The following is a 15,810-nucleotide window of genomic DNA, read 5'->3' on the forward strand; positions in this document are numbered from 1 at the left end:
CGCGTCCAACGCCCGGCGAATCCGGCTCACGGCCGGCTACTTACCTCGACCTTACCGCGCCCTCGCTTCAACACCTAAGGTGCGGGCCGCTCGTTCGCAGAGGTCAGAAGTGCGATGTCGCCGTACAGCGCCGCACGGTGGGCGAACATCAACTCCTCGACACCGTCGAATTGATCCCCGACATAGTGCGTGTTGGCTGCCGACAACTCCCGCGATCCGGACCGCGCGAGCAGGTCGTCGATGCGGCTGTCCAAGCTCGCGGCATGTGCAACCGCGCGCTGCGAACTCAGCTGATCTTCGGCCCGGGAGACCAGGTCACCGATCCGCGCCAATGCCGCAACTCGCTCGACCAACTGATCCCACACTGCGCCGAGGGCCCGTATTCGCGAGTCGATCGACGCTCGGGTTGCCTCGTCGCGCGCAAGGTCAGCGGCCTCGTCGAGTTCGGCGAGAATCGACCGCAACGCAACCGTATCCACGGATATCTGGGTGATCTCGTCGGCAAGGTCAAGTTGATTGCGTTGGACGACAAAATGATCGGAATGCCAGGCATTCGATGACTCGATGCGGTCGTACACGTTGCCGGCCAGATAGAGCAGCGCGTCATATTTCCCGGCCAGGCCGCCGTCGTCGTGTGGCGCCAAGCCGTCGAGCACCTCGGCCACACGACGGCCGGCGTCGGCGAGGACTCCGGAACCCTCGATACTTGCCAACCGTCCGGCGAGTTTGTCGAGTGCCGCGCTCCCGCTACCGGCAACGGAGCCCAGTCCAGTAGTCGACTTCGCCGGAACCGGCGTACGCGTGAGTCCGACGAACAGGGCTTCGCGCTGCTCCACGTCGAGATGTAATCCGTCACGCCGATCCTTGCGAATAGCGCGGACGCTGCTGGCAAAATGGCGATTGGACCGAACGACCGCCGAGCGCGCGGTGTTGACGCGTTTCTCCAGGGCTTGCACACGTCGTTCCAGAACAACCTGCACCGGACCGATTCGGGCAGCGCTCAGCCGTCGACATGTTCGCGTGTACTCGTCCGTCAGGTACCTCAGTTCGGACCAACCACCGATATCCGGGAACGACCGTCCGACCGCGCGGCGATCGGCCATGATCGCCCGGGTCTCGTCGTCGACGTAGCCACCGGCCAACAACAGCGCGACTTCGGTGGACAACTCAGGGCGATTCGATTCGACGATTCCTGCTTCACACCAGGTTCGAACATGGCTGGAAATCAGGGCACGACGTTCGGCAACCGACACATCTGCACCACTGTTAACTTCCGCCCCACTGGTTCCATCACCCACCGTGACGCCGTGAATTTCTGCCATGTCAAGCCTCCCAGGTGCCGCTGTCCACTCTCCCAGAATCTCGACATCCGCGCCGATACCCCGAGTGAAAGTCGACACACCCCTGCCTTACCGTAGGCAAGTGATCTCGCTGCGAACCGACAGAACGGCAGAGCGTCCGACGCTCCCCGCGTCGGCGATCACGCACATGACGTCACTGCTCGAGACACGGTCACCGTCATTACCCGAGTGGTTCGAGGTTGCCGAAACCTACCGATACGTTGCCCCCGCACCAACTGTTCCCGCGCTCATGGAAGCGGCGCGCACCCACCTCGAACATCGCGAGGCACTCCTTCGGCTCGCCGGCCCGCGCGGACAGTATCTTGCAGACCACAATCCTGCTTGGGCGCAATTGCGTCGGGTCGGGTCACGTCGCGACGAACTGTGGCTCTCACCCGACCCGGACGACCGCCTTGCCTGGTTCGACTACATCCGAACAGTTGACCCCGCACTCGCAACGGAAGAACTCGACATCGCGTGGGACAACGAACCCGCAGATTTACGGCGTGAGTTCCTGAGCCGGTTGAGCGTCGGCCTGGGCGAGCACGACTACGACACTCTCGAACGCGGACTCGACGATCTGTCGCCGCCGGTCCGTGAGCGTTCGATCCAACTGCTCCGCCAACTTCCCGAGTCCCCGTTTGCCGAACGTATGGCTACCCGGGCTCGCACCTGGGTGCGGCTCGAGACCAAACCCCTACGGCCTCGCCTCGTCATTCGGCTGCCCGGTTCACTCGACGACAAAGCCCCACGCGACGGTATCGAAGATGTCGGGGCCCAGTACAAGGGAATCGGCAAATGGTGGCTGCGGCAAGTGGTCACGGCTACTCCCTTGGCATTATGGGAAGCGATGATCGGTTCACCACACGACGTTCTTCGCATTCCCATCGAGAAACAATGGCACGAAGTGATGACCGAATCGTGGACCGCCGCAACAGTTCTGCAGAAGAACCCGGCCTGGGCATCGGCTTTACTCGAGCGGGACGGCCGAAACACCGACCGCCGCGTCGTCGCAATTGCACATCCCCGCGAACGGATCGCGTACATCCTTGCCGGCCATGCCGACAGCTACCTTCTCGGCGTCGACGGCAGTGCCCTGTTGGACGGCATCGACCGCCCCTGGCCTCTGGCGATTGCCCACAAACTTGTCAGCGCCCTCGAATGCGAAGCCGCCAAACACACTGCCTCCGGCGAAGAACTGGGCATCCACTCTCGCCACAGCCATTACTCGACGCTGCGAAGCGCGCAAGCCAGGTTCCCCCTCGACGCCGGTACACTCCTACTGGATGCGGCCGAGCGCACTGCGTCCACCGACTGGCAACGGGCGTTCACCGAGACCGCCGAACACATCGAAGCCCGGCGACTCCGGTTGGAGGTACTGCGGGGCGGACACTGACAACAATCGGGGCCGCACCCCGCGACTGCGGAATGCGACCCCGATCAGCTCTCGTGAAAGATCAGACTGCACTGACCATTTCATGGTCGGCAACGCCCGCGGCCAACACACGCAAATGATCCTCGGTGCTGCCGAGCGTGTGCTCGATGGCAACAAGCCTGCTCACGTAATGACCCACCGGATACTCCGCCGTCATACCGATGCCGCCGTGCATCTGAATTGCTTCCTGACCGATCAGCCGCGCCGATCGCCCGATCTGCAACTTGACCCGAGACGCGATGACCGGATCGACCACACCGTCGGCCAGCGACATAGTCGCGTACAAACTCATGCTGCGCGCCAACTCGAGTGACACGTACAGGTCTGCTGCGCGATGCGTCAGCGTCTGGAACTTGGCCAGCGGAACCCCGAACTGCTTGCGGGTCTTGAGGTATTCGGTGGTCAGGCGCAGTGCCTCTTCCATCGCCCCGACAGCCTCGGCACACAAGGCGGCCTGCTCACGGATCTGAGCGGCCTGGATCAGAGCCGAAGCGTCGCCGCCCTCACCGAGCGCCTCGGCGGGAGTATCGGTGAACTCGACCTGCGCACCACGCAAACCGTCGTGAGTTGCGTACGACTTGCGCACCAGACCCGATGCGTCACTCTTGACCAGGAACAGGCCCACTCCGCCGCTCGGCAAGCTCGCGCTCACAACCAGGATGTCCGCAGTCCCACCGTGGCCGACCGGATTCTTGATGCCGGTGATGCTCCAGCCGTCACCTGCCGGCGTTGCCGTCGTCGCGCGCTGCGTTGCAGGCCAACGAATTCCAGGTTCCTGATCGGCAAACGCCAGGAACGTGACACCTTCGGCGACTCCAGGAAGGATGGACGATCGCTGCTCGGCGCTGCCGCCTTCGGAGATCAGTCCACCCGGCGTCACGACTGCGTCCAGAACCGGCTCGGGCGCAAGTCTGCGACCGATCTCGGTCATGACGGCACCGATCTCGACGGGACCCGCGTCCATTCCGCCGTCGCCCTCCGAGAACGTCAGACCAAGTAGTCCGACCTCCGCCAACTGCTTCCACACCTGCGGACTCCACCCAGGCTCTGCGTCGGTAGTGGCATTTCGTTTTTCCGCGTCGTAGCTACGTGCGAGAAGATCCTTGGTGGTGTCACGAAGAAGCTTCTGTTCGTCATTGAGTTCGAAGTCCATGCCACGCCTCACAATCCGAGGATCGAGGAGGCGATGATGCTGCGCTGCACTTCGCTCGATCCGCTGTAGATGGATACCTTGCGGTAGTTCAGGTAAGCCGGGGCCGAGTGCTGTGCCCAGCCCGCCGACGCGATGTCGGTGCCAGCGTCGAACGGCAGCGAATCGGGGCCGGCAACGTCCATCAGCAACTCGGTGCTGGCCTGCTGCAATTCGGAGCCACGCAACTTCAGCAAGGAGGAAGCCGGGTTCGGCTTACCGTCCGCGGACCCTGCGACAACACGCAGTTGGGTGAGCTCCAGCGCAAGCAACTCGTTTTCGAGCTCGGCCAGGCGCGCGGCGAACAATGGGTCTTCGAGAAGCGTCCCGTTCCCGACCTTGACTTCGGCTGCACGCGCTTTTGCCTGAGCCACACGAACTTTGGAGAAACCGACGCGGGTGACGCCGGTGCGCTCGTTGCCGAGCAGGAACTTGGCGTAGCCCCAGCCCTGATTCTCCTCGCCGACCAGATTCTCGCCCGGAACGCGGACGTCCTCGAAAAAGACCTCGTTGACCTCGTAGCCACCGTCGATCAGTTTGATCGGACGGACCGTCACACCCGGCGTCTTCAGATCGACCAGGATGAACGAGATTCCCGCTTGCCGCTTGGGCGCATCGGGATTGGTGCGAACGAGGCAGAAGATCCAGTCTGCGTGCTGACCGAGCGTGGTCCAGGTTTTCTGGCCGTTGATCACCCAGTCGTTACCGTCACGGACAGCGCGAGTCTTGAGCGACGCGAGATCGGAACCTGCCTCTGGCTCCGAAAATCCTTGGCACCACCAGATATCGAGGTTGGCCGTCGCGGGGAGGAACTTCTCTTTCTGTTCCTGCGAACCGAAAGCCGCGATGACCGGTCCGACCATGTTCGCGTTGAACGCAAGTGGCTCCGGAACAGACGCCAACTGCAGCTCGTCGAGCCAGATGTTGTGCTGAACCGGAGTCCAATCCTTTCCGCCCCACTCGACCGGCCAGTGCGGCACGGCCAGGCCGTGGGCGTTGAGGATTTGCTGCGACTCGACCATCCGGTCGCGCCCCAGCTCTTCCCCGTGTGCGTACGCGTTCCTGGTCGATTCAGGAATCTGTGTGCGGAAGAAAGTCCGCATTTCGTCCCGGAACGCCAGTTCCTCGTCGGTCAACGCCAGATTCATCGTGATTCCTTCGCACTCGAAACCGGATTCATGTTCGACTCGACCGTACCCCGATCGCTCACGACAAGGCTAGGACACCCGGAGAAAAGGCGGACCGAATCCGACTACACGGTTTTCAAAACCAAAAGGAACCCACCACCAGCTGGGTCGATGCTCGTTTCGACGTTCAGATCCGGGGCCAATCGCGAGAGCCGATCGAGCAACCACTCCGACGCGTCCTGGGCGTCGTCCTTGCCGGGGCAACGTGCAACCGCGACCCGGCCACCTTTACGTTCGAGTTGCTCCACAACACCGATGATCGGCGCGGGATCAACCACGAACAACCGATCCGGCCACGCCACAACAGGTTTGACAGCACCCTTCTTGGTGTTGCACGCGCGGTGTGCGAGTCGCTCCATACCGCCCTTGGACTTGCCGCCCTTCTTGGCGGTGTTGATGCTGTCGACACTCGGGCCACGCGGATCGTTCACCGACATATCGGGGTCGACGGGCTCGTCACACAGCCAGCAGCGCCAGGATTCACGATCGCCGACTTCTTGAAGAGTAATCATGGGTAGCAACGCTACCCGTGCGCACTTTTGGCAGCGTGAACAGCCAAAAGTGCGCACGTGCGGCTCCGCCGCCTAGAGGTCCGCAATCGCCTCCAGCGGCTTCGTCTTGGCCGCTCGATTGGCCGGCCACAGTGCCGCGAGCACACCGACGATGCCGGAACCGACCAGCATCAACGCAACCTGACCCCACGGAATCGTGATCTCGCCCAGGCCCTGGTCCCGGAGCGTGCTGACGAATCCCCAACCGAATCCGATGCCGAGCACCACACCGACGGCCGCACCGTAGACCGCGATGAGAACGGATTCGAGGTAGATCGTGCGCCGCATCTGAGCCCGCTGCATACCGACCGCCCGCAGCATGCCGATCTCTCGACGGCGTTCCACAACCGAAAGAGCCAAGGTGTTGATGATGCCCAGAATCGCGATCACCACCGCCAGCGCCAGGAGTCCGTACAAAATCGCAAGCAACGTATTGATCTGCTGCCCTTGGGTTCCCTTGAACTCCTCACGATCCTGAACCTGGACAACCACGTACTTTTCCGTGGCCTGCTCGAGTTCGCCGCGCAAGGCCGTCACATCGGCACCCGGCTTCGCTTTCACCAGAACCGCAAAATCAGGCAGGCTGGTTACCGGCATCAAGGCCTGATACGCCTCGTCCGAGACGATCCACGAACCGATCAGCTGGTTGTCCTCGAACACTCCCGCAACAACAACCGGGTACTGGGTCCCGTCCGCGCCGACCAACGTCTGCGTCGATCCGACTGTCCACCCGTTGTCGGTCGACGTGGTCTGCGAGACCATCATGTTGTTTCCGGACAGGTCGGCAGTTCCGTCGACGATGTTGTAGTCGAGCACCCCGTCGATCGGACCGTCCAACGACGCGCCCTGCTCGTCCTGTCCGTTCACGGTCGCCCGAACCCCGTGCAGCGACGTTGCACTCTGCACATCCGGGAGCGCGCGCACTGCATCGGCTGCGCCTCGCGGCACGCCCACCGCGTTGGGACCCGTCAGGATGTAATCCGCGGTCACGCCAACGTCGATCAGTGCATTGATACTCGCCTTGGCCGAAGAACCGAACACGCCGATGACCGTCACCAGCATCAAGCCCAAGGTCAGGGCAAAGGCCGTGGCCGCGGTACGACGAGGATTGCGGACCGCATTGGTACGCGCCAGACGGCCCACCGAGCCGAACGGTTTCGCGAAGACAACACCGAGCGCACCCACGATGGGCTGCGACAGCGCAGGAGAACCGAGCAGAACTGCGATGATCAGCGCAAAGGCTCCGCCGCCGACGGTCAGCGCCGCACCCTGACCGGTGCCCCTCGAACCGACAACCACCAGGACGACGCCGAGAACACCGAGAATTGCGCCGATCAGCGTCCGGACACGGAGCGAGTCACCGGTAGAAGCGAACTCCTCGCGCATCGCGGCAACCGGCGGAACCTTGGACGCCCGCCGCGCAGGCGCATAGGCACTGAGCGTCGTCACGACAACGCCGACAACCAACGCGACAACAACCGTCCGTGGGCTGACCTGCAGCGAGCCCTCCGGCAATCCGACGTCGAAGGCATTGAGCAACCCGCGCAAACCGTAGGCCAGTCCGATACCGGCCAGCAATCCGATGACGCTGCCGATCAATCCGACGATCAGCGCTTCGGTGACGACGGATCGGCCGACCTGAGCCCGGCTCGCACCCACGGCACGCAACAGTGCCAATTCACGCAGCCGCTGCGCCACGATCATCGAGAAGGTGTTGTAGATGATGAACGTGCCGACCAAGAGAGCAATAGCGCCGAACGCCAGCAGGAAGTAGTTGATGAAGCTGAGCGCGGTATCGACCTCGGCCTTGGTCTCCTCACGGACCTCGTCTCCGGTCTGCACCTGCAAGTCCGGGAAGACCTGCTCCACCCGTTGCTGCATCTCGGTCTGCGACAGACCGGTACCGGCTACGTCGATGTAGTCGACATGCTTACCGTCCGTGAACAGGCTGCGTGCCTGCTCGTCGGTGAACAACGCTCCGATGAAACCTCCGGTGTCACTACCGGACCCCTCGTAGATACCTGTCACCGTGACATCGACGATTCCTCTTGCCGGCACCAGTATCCGAGCCTGGTCACCGACCGACAAACCCGCTTTCTCCATCGCACTCGCATTCAATGCGATATCTCCGGCAGCCTCAGGTGGGCCACCTTCCGAGTACGGATCGGGCGGTGTGATCGCCCGCTCTGCCGGCAGGTACGACGTACCGATACTCGGAGCGCCACCTGTTTGCACGGCACCACCGTCTGCGTTGATCAGAACGATCTGTCCACTCACGGCAGGTGCCACGGCACGAACTCCGTCGATGGCTGCCAGCTTGTCGACATCCTCGATCGGAACGCCACTGGTGTTGCGATCCGGCATCGACACCCGGACGTCGACGCCCTGAGCGGTGTTCTCGAAAATCGAGTCGAACGTCTTCTGCAACGTATCCGTGAACACAAACGACCCGGCGACAAACGCCGTACCAAGCACCACCGACAACACGGTGAGCGCCAACCGCACCTTGTGCGCCGCCAGGTTACGCAACGACACCTTGCGCATCGGCGAATTGGTTATCGAAGCCATATCGTCAAGCTCCGGCTTCTACGTTGACCGGAACCTGCGGAGCATCCAGACGCTTCATCCGATCCAGAACGGAATCGGCCGTCGGCTCACGCAGTTCGTCGACGATCTTGCCGTCCGCCAGAAATACGACGCGATCCGCATACGCAGCAGCACGCGGATCATGCGTCACGATCACCACGGTCTGACCGAACTCGTCCACCGCGGACCGCAGAATCGACAGAACCTCACCGGAGGAACGCGAATCGAGATTGCCCGTTGGCTCATCACCGAAAATGATCTCGGGCTGACCGGCCAGAGCCCGCGCACACGCAACACGCTGTTGCTGCCCACCCGACAACTCACCCGGCCGGTGATCCAGGCGGTCCTTCAAACCGAGCTTCGTCAGTACATTGTCCAACCACGCCGGATCGGCCTTGCGCCCCGCGATATCGAGCGGCAACGTGATGTTCTCGAGTGCCGTCAGCGTCGGCACCAGATTGAACGCCTGAAAAACGAATCCGATGCGGTCGCGTCGTAGCGCCGTCATCTGTTTGTCCGACAGTCCGGTCAATTCGGTGTCACCGATGAGCACCGAACCGGAACTCGCCGAATCCAGACCGGCCAGGCAATGCATCAGCGTCGACTTCCCCGAACCCGACGGGCCCATGATCGCCGTGAACTCACCCCGAGCAAAATCGGCGGATACAGCGCTGAGTGCATGCACCTGGGTATCCCCGGTGCCGTACGTCTTGGACAGGCCGACAGCGCGGGCCGCGACATCTTGGGCGTGCGAACTCATGATCGCCTTTCGTCTTCACTTCGGTGGGTCTTCGTCGGTGGAACTTCTTCGATGGAACTTCTTCGGTGGATCGAGCACCCCACAGCACGCGGGCGCCAACTGGCACTGCTCCATCCTGTCGTCTACTCGGCGCCACCGCTATCAGGGACCACCCTGATTTCCACAGGGACTCCCCTGAGTTGTCAACGGAAAACACACATGCGGACGCCAACCGCCCACTAGCCTTGTGACACACATCACTCGAGAAAGGTGGTCCGATGTCCGACGCCGCCACTGCAATCATCTTCGATCAACTCGAACACTGGGCGAGCGTCAAACCCGAAGAACCGGCCGTGACGTTCCAGGAAACCACCTATACGTGGGCCCAGTGGCACGGTCGCATCCTGCGCATCGCGGGCGCACTCGCCGAATCCGGGATCGGACCGGGAGACACCGTCGCCTTCCTGGACAAGAACCATCTCTCCTGTCTCGAAATCACTTATGCCGCTTCACTACTCGGGGCCGCAAATGCCATTCCGAACTGGCGGCTCGCCGGCGAGGAACTCGACTACATCCTTGGCGACTGCGGGGCACGCATCCTATTTGTCGGTAACGAACTCCTCCCTCAGGTCGTTGCCATGCGCGATCGCCTCACCGCCGTCGAACTGATCATCGCCGTCGGTAGCGAGAACGATGAATTCGAACCGTGGCTCGACGAAGCCCCGCCGTTGGCAGCTCGTCCCGTAGTCACCGCCGACAGCACAGCCCTGATCCTCTACAGCTCCGGAACGACCGGACGCCCCAAGGGAGTTCAACTCACTCACCGAAACCTGTTCGCGCACAGCAACAATGTCCTCGAACTCCTACCGAAACACGATGACGACATATTCCTGGTCGCCATGCCGATGTTCCACGTCGGAGGAACCTGCTACGCCATCATGGCAATTCACGCAGGCGGACGCTGTTATTTCACCCGCGAAGCTGACGGACCGTCGATCTTCGCCGGCCTCGCCGCAGGGGCAAACATCGCATTCCTGGTGCCACCCGTCATCGCCGGTGTCCTGGCAGCAGGCGATCAGGCCGTCGCCGCCTTCCGCGCCTTCAAACGCATCACCTACGGCGCAGCCCCTATGCCTCTGCCTTTGCTGCGAGGAGCGCTGGCGGCCTGGCCGGACACCGAGTTCGTCCAGGTCTACGGCATGACCGAAATGGCCGGTGTTGTCACCGCTCTCATGCCTGACGTCCACCGCGACGAATCGCAAGTCGAACGCATGGCATCGGCGGGCACTGCCATTCCGGGGGTCGAGATGCGCATCGTCGATCCCGTCACTCTCGAGGACACCCCCGCCGGAACCGTCGGAGAACTCTGGTGGCGATCGGAGCAATGCACGCCGGGATATCTCAACAAGCCCGAAGCCACTGCCGAAACAATCACAACGGACGGTTGGCTGCGCAGCGGCGACATGGGCCGCGCCGATTCCGAGGGATTTGTCTTCATCGAAGATCGCCTCAAAGACATGATCATCACCGGCGGAGAGAACGTCTACTCACCCGAAATCGAACGAGTCCTCGTCGAGCACCCCGCCGTCGCCGAAGTCGCCGTAATCGGCGTACCGGACAACCGGTGGGGCGAAACCGTCAAAGCCGTGGTCGTCCTGCATGCCGACACCCAGATCGCCGAAGCCGAACTGATCACGTACACCCAGGGGCGTCTCGCAAAGTTCAAGTGCCCCACCAGTATCGATATTGTCGAGATACTCCCGAGGAATCCGACGGGCAAGATCCTCAAACGAGATCTTCGTAAGCCGTACTGGGACAACCACGAAAGCAAGCTGGTCTGAGCTCGCGTGCTGTAATGGGGTGGTGACCTCACGCCGCCCCATTACCGCCCAACTCTGCCCGTGTGGCACCGGCAATTCCGTCGCCGACTGCTGCGGCAAATATCTCGAGGGTGGTGCGTCCGCACCGACCGCTGAAACTCTCATGCGCTCGAGGTACACGGCATTTGCCCTCATGGACACCGACTATCTGAAACTGACCTGGCATCCCGATCACCGTCCCGCCACATTGGATCTGGACCCGCACCAGCGTTGGACCGGGCTCGAGATTCTTTCCACCGAGCGCGGAAGCCTGTTCGATTCCGACGGCACAGTCGAATTCCGCGCCCACTACTCCTACGGGACCGAACGCGGAAACCTCCACGAGCGCAGCAGATTTGCTCGAATCGATGGCCGCTGGCTCTACGTCGACGGCGATATCGGTTAGGTAACTCCGCGCACGCCGTCGCAGAGCCACTGACCGAGAGTCCTACGATCGAACCATGACAACGAACCGGACTAAATCAGTTGCCGCCATCGCTGCCATCATCGTGGGGGCCGGCCTGACCGCGTGCTCACAGACCGCAGAGACCACACCGACCGCCGTCACCACCTCGGTCTCCGCGACCACGAGCGCCGCAGCCGCAGAACCCGCGCCAACCGACAGCTCGGACAAAACCGCCGCAGCCGTCGCAGAATCGAAGCTGACCGTCACCGACGTCCGGATCGGCTCGCACGAGAACTTCGACCGCGTCGTGTACGAGATGGGTGGAACCGGAACCCCCGGATGGCGCGTCAAGTACGTCGACGCGGCTGTTCAGGAAGGCAGCGGCAAGCCCATGGAGATTGCCGGCGGCGCAATAATCCAGGTGCTGATCGACGGTTCCGCCTACCCGTTCGACAGCGGCGTGGAACAGTACTCCGGCCCGAACCCCGTCCCCGGAATCGCTGGTGGAGTTGTCACCGAAGTCAACGGGTCGTCGGTCTTCGAAGGTGTCACACAGTCGTTCATCGGCGTAACGGAAAATCAGCCATTCTCGGTGACGCTGCTGACGAACCCCACGCGTGTGGTGGTAGACGTAGCCAAGTAGTGGGCTTGACCTCAAGCACACTCGAGGTTTTACCTTCGTGTCGTACCGGCCGCGTAATCTTCGTGGCCGGCGACCGAAGGGCCTGACACATGAGTATGGAAGTCACCGCGTGGAACGCGATGTACAACGCGATGCACGCGCAAGACGACAAGCGGCCTTTTTCGAAGGCGACGCTGAAAAGAATCGCGACGTTCGCGATTCCGCAGAAACGCAACCTCAGCTGGTACCTCCTTCTGAGCGTGGTGACGGCGGCACTCGCCGTCGCAACACCGGTCCTGGCAGGCCGGGTGGTCAACGCGATAGTCGGCGGCGACGCCGTCAAGGTTGTGGTCATCCTGGCGGTGTTGATTGCGATTGTGGCGATTCTCGAAGCCGCACTCGGACTGCTGACGCGCTGGCTCTCCGCGAGTATCGGCGAAGACCTGATCTTGCTCCTGCGGACCACGGTGTTCGACCACGTCCAGAAAATGCCTATCGCGTTCTTCACCCGCACGCGCACGGGAGCTTTGGTCAGCCGCCTCAACAACGACGTCATCGGCGCCCAACGCGCGTTCAGTGACACCCTGTCCGGAGTGGTCAGCAATCTGGTCACGCTGGTGATCACGCTGATCGTCATGCTCGGCATCTCCTGGCAGATCACCGTCCTCGCACTACTGCTCCTGCCGATCTTCGTGATTCCGGCCAGGCGCATGGGTGCCCGGCTGGCGGCTCTCAATCGTGAAGCCGCCAACCATAATTCGGTGATGAGCACCCAGATGACCGAGCGTTTCTCGGCGCCGGGCGCAACGCTGGTCAAACTGTTCGGACGCCCGACACAAGAGTCGGTCGAGTTCGCGGTGCGTGCCCGACGCGTGCGCAACATCGGCGTGCGGACGGCCATGCTTCAGTCCGTTTTCGTCACGGCCCTGACGCTCGTCTCAGCCTTGGCTCTAGCCCTCGTCTACGGCCTCGGCGGCTACTACGCCTTGCGCGGGCAGTTGGACGCCGGTGCCGTTGTCTCGATGGCGTTGCTGCTGACTCGGCTGTACTCCCCGCTGACGGCTCTCGCGAGCGCCCGAATGGACGTCATGAGCGCCCTCGTCAGTTTCGAGCGAGTCTTCGAAATACTCGATCTCGCGCCGTTGATCACCGAGAAGCCCAACGCCGTCGCTGTACCGGACGGGCCCGTGTCCGTCGAGTTCAAGAACGTGAAGTTCGCGTATCCGTCGGCGGACAAAGTATCCCTCGCATCGCTCGAGGAAGTGGCGATCCTCGACAGTCGCGGCGGCGAGAACGTGCTCCATGACCTGTCATTTCGCACCGAAGCCGGCCAGATGGTTGCGCTCGTCGGAACATCCGGCGCCGGTAAATCCACCATCGCCCAAATGATTCCGCGCCTCTACGACGCGGATTCGGGTTCCGTCGAACTTGCCGGCGTCGACGTCCGCGACCTCAGCGCCGACTCCATCCGCGAAACCGTCGGTATGGTCACCCAGGACGGGCACCTGTTCCACGAGAGTCTCCGGTCCAATCTGCTACTCGCACGACCGGGTGCGTCCGAGACCGAACTCCGCGAGGTCCTCGAGCGTGCTCGCCTCACCGCTCTGGTCGCGTCACTGCCGGAAGGACTCGACACCGTTGTCGGCGAACGTGGCTATCGACTATCAGGCGGTGAGCGTCAACGCCTCACCATTGCGCGGTTGTTGCTCGCCCAACCTCGTGTTGTCATCCTCGACGAAGCCACCGCCCATCTGGATTCGACGTCCGAAGCTGCGGTTCAGGAAGCACTCGGTGAAGCTCTTGCCGGCCGGACAGCAGTCGTGATCGCGCACCGCCTGTCCACCATTCGCGCGGCCGATCTCATCCTGGTCGTCGAAGCGGGCCGCATCATCGAGCGCGGAACGCACACCGAACTGCTCGCTCACAGCGGTCGGTACGCCGAGCTGTACCGAACCCAATTCAACACCGGCAGTAAAGATTCCCACGATCTCGAGCCCAGCACCCTCTGATACAGAAACAGGCTACAAAAAACAGGCGCTGCTCCCCTTGAACGGGAAGCAGCGCCTGTTAGTTTTCGAGAAGAAGATCAGCTGTCGTAGCGATCGCGTCCGCCACCACGACTGTCGCGTCCACCACGGTCGTCACGACCACCGCGGCCGCTCGGGCGTCCCTGCGGCGGGCCGAAGTCAGGCTGCAACTGGATCAGGACGCCGGAGATACGCGTCCGTCGCAGAGCCTCGAGGGTCTCGTTGGACAGATCTGCCGGCAACTCCACGATGGAGTGATCGGGACGAATGCTGATGTGTCCGAAGTCGCTGCGACGCAAGCCGCCCTCGTTGGCGATGGCACCGACGATGGCACCCGGCACTACGCGATGACGCTTACCGACCGCGATGCGGTACGCCGCCAACTCCTGGCCCTCGGGTCCACGCGAACGCGGAGCCGGACCGTCGTCGAATCGGCGCGGCGGACGCGGTTCGCGCGGCTCACGTTCACGACGCGGCGGTGCCGGCGGCTCGGGAGCGAGCAGGAAGGCGTCGCCGTCACGCGACTGCACTGCCAAGGCGGCAGCGATGTCGATGAGCGGAACATCGTGTTCCTGGTCGTAGTCCTCGATCATCTTGCGGAACAGCGCCAGGTTCTCGGATGCCAGGCTCTCGGTGATGGAGTCACCGAACTTGGAAACACGCTGCGCGTTCACGTCGTCGACGCTGGGCAACTGCATCTCGGCCAGCGGCTGGCGGGTTGCCTTTTCGATGGACTTGAGCAGATGACGCTCACGCGGAGCGACGAACAGCAGCGCGTCACCCTGGCGTCCGGCGCGACCCGTACGGCCGATGCGGTGGACGTATGACTCGGTGTCGTGCGGGATGTCGTAGTTCACGACATGCGAGATGCGGTCGACGTCCAGACCACGCGCAGCGACGTCGGTGGCCACGAGGATGTCGAGTGCACCGTTCTTGAGCTGACCGATGGTCCGCTCACGCTGCGTCTGCACGATGTCACCGTTGATGGCGGCAGCGGAGTGCCCGCGAGCGCGCAGCTTTTCTGCCAGCTCTTCGGTGGCCTGCTTGGTGCGGACGAAGATGATCATCGCCTCGAAGGCCTCGACCTCGAGGACACGGGTCAACGCGTCGAGCTTGCGCTGGTGCGCGACCTGGATGTAGCGCTGCGTGATGTTCGACGCCGTCGAGGTCTTGGACTTGACCGTGATCTCGACCGGGTTGTTCAGGTACTGCTTCGAGATGCGGCGGATGGAACCGGGCATCGTCGCGGAGAACAGGGCAACCTGCTTCTCGCTGGGGGTGTCGCGGAGGATGCGCTCGACGTCCTCCTGGAAACCCATCTTGAGCATCTCGTCGGCCTCGTCGAGAACGAGGTACTTGAGGTTGGTCAGGTCCAGAGTGCCCTTTTCGAGGTGGTCGATGACACGACCGGGCGTACCGACCACAACGTGCGCGCCGCGCCGCAGGCCGGACAGCTGGACACCGTAGCTCTGGCCGCCGTAGATCGGCAGGACGTTGAGGCCGGGGATGTGCGCGGAGTACTTGCCGAATGCCTCGGCAACCTGCAACGCGAGCTCACGTGTCGGAGCCAGCACCAGTGCCTGCGTCTGCTTGATCGACGTGTCGATCCGCGACAGGACGGGAACCGCGAAGGCCGCGGTCTTACCGGTACCGGTCTGGGCAAGTCCGACGACGTCCTTGCCTTCGAGCAGCGGCGGAATGGTGGCAGCCTGGATCGGCGAGGGCGACTCGTAGCCCACGTCAGACAGTGCCTTCAGTACCCGATCATCGATGTCGAGGTCGGCAAATGTTGGGGGTTCGGGGTCACGCTCAATATCACTCATTTGACCAGCAGTTTAGCCGAAGGAGTATAGACACGAGAACCGACCT

12 protein-coding genes are annotated in these 15,810 nt (G+C 62.6%); 5 read left to right on the forward strand and 7 right to left on the reverse strand.

Going from position 1 to position 15,810, the window contains the following annotated elements:
- Positions 1–74: 74 nt before the first annotated feature.
- On the reverse strand, positions 75–1,322 hold the full coding sequence (locus EEB13_RS21160) for a hypothetical protein (RefSeq protein ID WP_261984610.1): 1,248 nt from the start codon (positions 1,320–1,322) through the stop codon (positions 75–77).
- Positions 1,323–1,422: 100 nt separating this feature from the next.
- On the opposite strand from EEB13_RS21160, the gene EEB13_RS21165 reads away from it, so the two are divergent.
- On the forward strand, positions 1,423–2,736 hold the full coding sequence (locus tag EEB13_RS21165; protein ID WP_261984611.1) for a DUF5691 domain-containing protein: 1,314 nt from the start codon (positions 1,423–1,425) through the stop codon (positions 2,734–2,736).
- 61 nt (positions 2,737–2,797) lie between these two features.
- On the opposite strand, the gene EEB13_RS21170 is transcribed toward EEB13_RS21165, so the two are convergent.
- The 5 genes from EEB13_RS21170 to EEB13_RS21190 all read right to left on the reverse strand — a co-directional run bounded on the left by EEB13_RS21170 (position 2,798) and on the right by EEB13_RS21190 (position 9,048).
- Positions 2,798–3,928 (reverse strand): acyl-CoA dehydrogenase family protein, encoded by a 1,131-nt coding sequence (locus EEB13_RS21170; protein ID WP_141486221.1) that lies wholly within the window; start codon positions 3,926–3,928, stop codon positions 2,798–2,800.
- Positions 3,929–3,936: 8 nt separating this feature from the next.
- Entirely contained in the window at positions 3,937–5,112 is a 1,176-nt protein-coding gene (locus tag EEB13_RS21175) for an acyl-CoA dehydrogenase family protein (protein WP_033236736.1), read from the reverse strand.
- Positions 5,113–5,216: 104 nt separating this feature from the next.
- Positions 5,217–5,663 carry a hypothetical protein gene (locus tag EEB13_RS21180; RefSeq protein ID WP_033236735.1) on the reverse strand — a complete coding sequence of 149 codons (447 nt, stop codon included), beginning with the start codon at positions 5,661–5,663 and terminating at the stop codon, positions 5,217–5,219.
- Between the two features lie 72 nt (positions 5,664–5,735).
- Complete coding sequence (locus EEB13_RS21185) at positions 5,736–8,270, reverse strand: ABC transporter permease (RefSeq protein WP_033236734.1); 2,535 nt, start codon at positions 8,268–8,270, stop codon at positions 5,736–5,738.
- Between the two features lie 4 nt (positions 8,271–8,274).
- Positions 8,275–9,048 carry an ABC transporter ATP-binding protein gene (locus tag EEB13_RS21190; protein ID WP_033236733.1) on the reverse strand — a complete coding sequence of 258 codons (774 nt, stop codon included), beginning with the start codon at positions 9,046–9,048 and terminating at the stop codon, positions 8,275–8,277.
- A gap of 257 nt (positions 9,049–9,305) precedes the next feature.
- Here EEB13_RS21190 and EEB13_RS21195 point away from each other — a divergent pair, with 257 nt between their 5' ends.
- The 4 genes from EEB13_RS21195 (at position 9,306) to EEB13_RS21210 (ending at position 13,923) form a co-directional block, all read left to right on the forward strand.
- Positions 9,306–10,868: a long-chain-fatty-acid--CoA ligase gene (locus EEB13_RS21195; protein ID WP_116104568.1), complete on the forward strand. Its 1,563-nt coding sequence runs from the start codon at positions 9,306–9,308 to the stop codon at positions 10,866–10,868.
- A gap of 22 nt (positions 10,869–10,890) precedes the next feature.
- Positions 10,891–11,292 carry a YchJ family protein gene (locus tag EEB13_RS21200; RefSeq protein ID WP_141486222.1) on the forward strand — a complete coding sequence of 134 codons (402 nt, stop codon included), beginning with the start codon at positions 10,891–10,893 and terminating at the stop codon, positions 11,290–11,292.
- Positions 11,293–11,347: 55 nt separating this feature from the next.
- A complete protein-coding gene (locus tag EEB13_RS21205; protein WP_141486223.1) occupies positions 11,348–11,935 on the forward strand; it encodes a hypothetical protein in 588 nt (195 codons plus the stop codon).
- Positions 11,936–12,024: 89 nt separating this feature from the next.
- Positions 12,025–13,923 carry an ABC transporter ATP-binding protein gene (locus tag EEB13_RS21210; protein ID WP_141486224.1) on the forward strand — a complete coding sequence of 633 codons (1,899 nt, stop codon included), beginning with the start codon at positions 12,025–12,027 and terminating at the stop codon, positions 13,921–13,923.
- A gap of 77 nt (positions 13,924–14,000) precedes the next feature.
- On the opposite strand, the gene EEB13_RS21215 is transcribed toward EEB13_RS21210, so the two are convergent.
- Positions 14,001–15,764, reverse strand: coding sequence for a DEAD/DEAH box helicase (locus tag EEB13_RS21215; RefSeq protein WP_033236729.1), 1,764 nt, complete (start codon positions 15,762–15,764; stop codon positions 14,001–14,003).
- Positions 15,765–15,810 lie beyond the last annotated feature (46 nt).

The sequence above is a fragment of the Rhodococcus sp. WS3 genome, from assembly GCF_003797085.1.
Taxonomy (GTDB): Bacteria; Actinomycetota; Actinomycetes; order Mycobacteriales; family Mycobacteriaceae; genus Rhodococcus_F; species Rhodococcus_F globerula.

Bases quoted from the DNA above. Each gene is read 5' to 3' on its own strand.
- EEB13_RS21160 (WP_261984610.1), bottom strand. From the start codon at position 1,322: ATGGCAGAAATTCACGGCGTCACGGTGGGTGATGGAACCAGTGGGGCG.
- EEB13_RS21170 (WP_141486221.1), bottom strand. From the start codon at position 3,928: ATGGACTTCGAACTCAATGACGAACAGAAGCTTCTTCGTGACACCACC.
- EEB13_RS21175 (WP_033236736.1), bottom strand. From the start codon at position 5,112: ATGAATCTGGCGTTGACCGACGAGGAACTGGCGTTCCGGGACGAAATG.
- EEB13_RS21180 (WP_033236735.1), bottom strand. From the start codon at position 5,663: ATGATTACTCTTCAAGAAGTCGGCGATCGTGAATCCTGGCGCTGCTGG.
- EEB13_RS21185 (WP_033236734.1), bottom strand. From the start codon at position 8,270: ATGGCTTCGATAACCAATTCGCCGATGCGCAAGGTGTCGTTGCGTAAC.
- EEB13_RS21190 (WP_033236733.1), bottom strand. From the start codon at position 9,048: ATGAGTTCGCACGCCCAAGATGTCGCGGCCCGCGCTGTCGGCCTGTCC.
- EEB13_RS21195 (WP_116104568.1), top strand. From the start codon at position 9,306: ATGTCCGACGCCGCCACTGCAATCATCTTCGATCAACTCGAACACTGG.
- EEB13_RS21205 (WP_141486223.1), top strand. From the start codon at position 11,348: ATGACAACGAACCGGACTAAATCAGTTGCCGCCATCGCTGCCATCATC.
- EEB13_RS21210 (WP_141486224.1), top strand. From the start codon at position 12,025: ATGAGTATGGAAGTCACCGCGTGGAACGCGATGTACAACGCGATGCAC.
- EEB13_RS21215 (WP_033236729.1), bottom strand. From the start codon at position 15,764: ATGAGTGATATTGAGCGTGACCCCGAACCCCCAACATTTGCCGACCTC.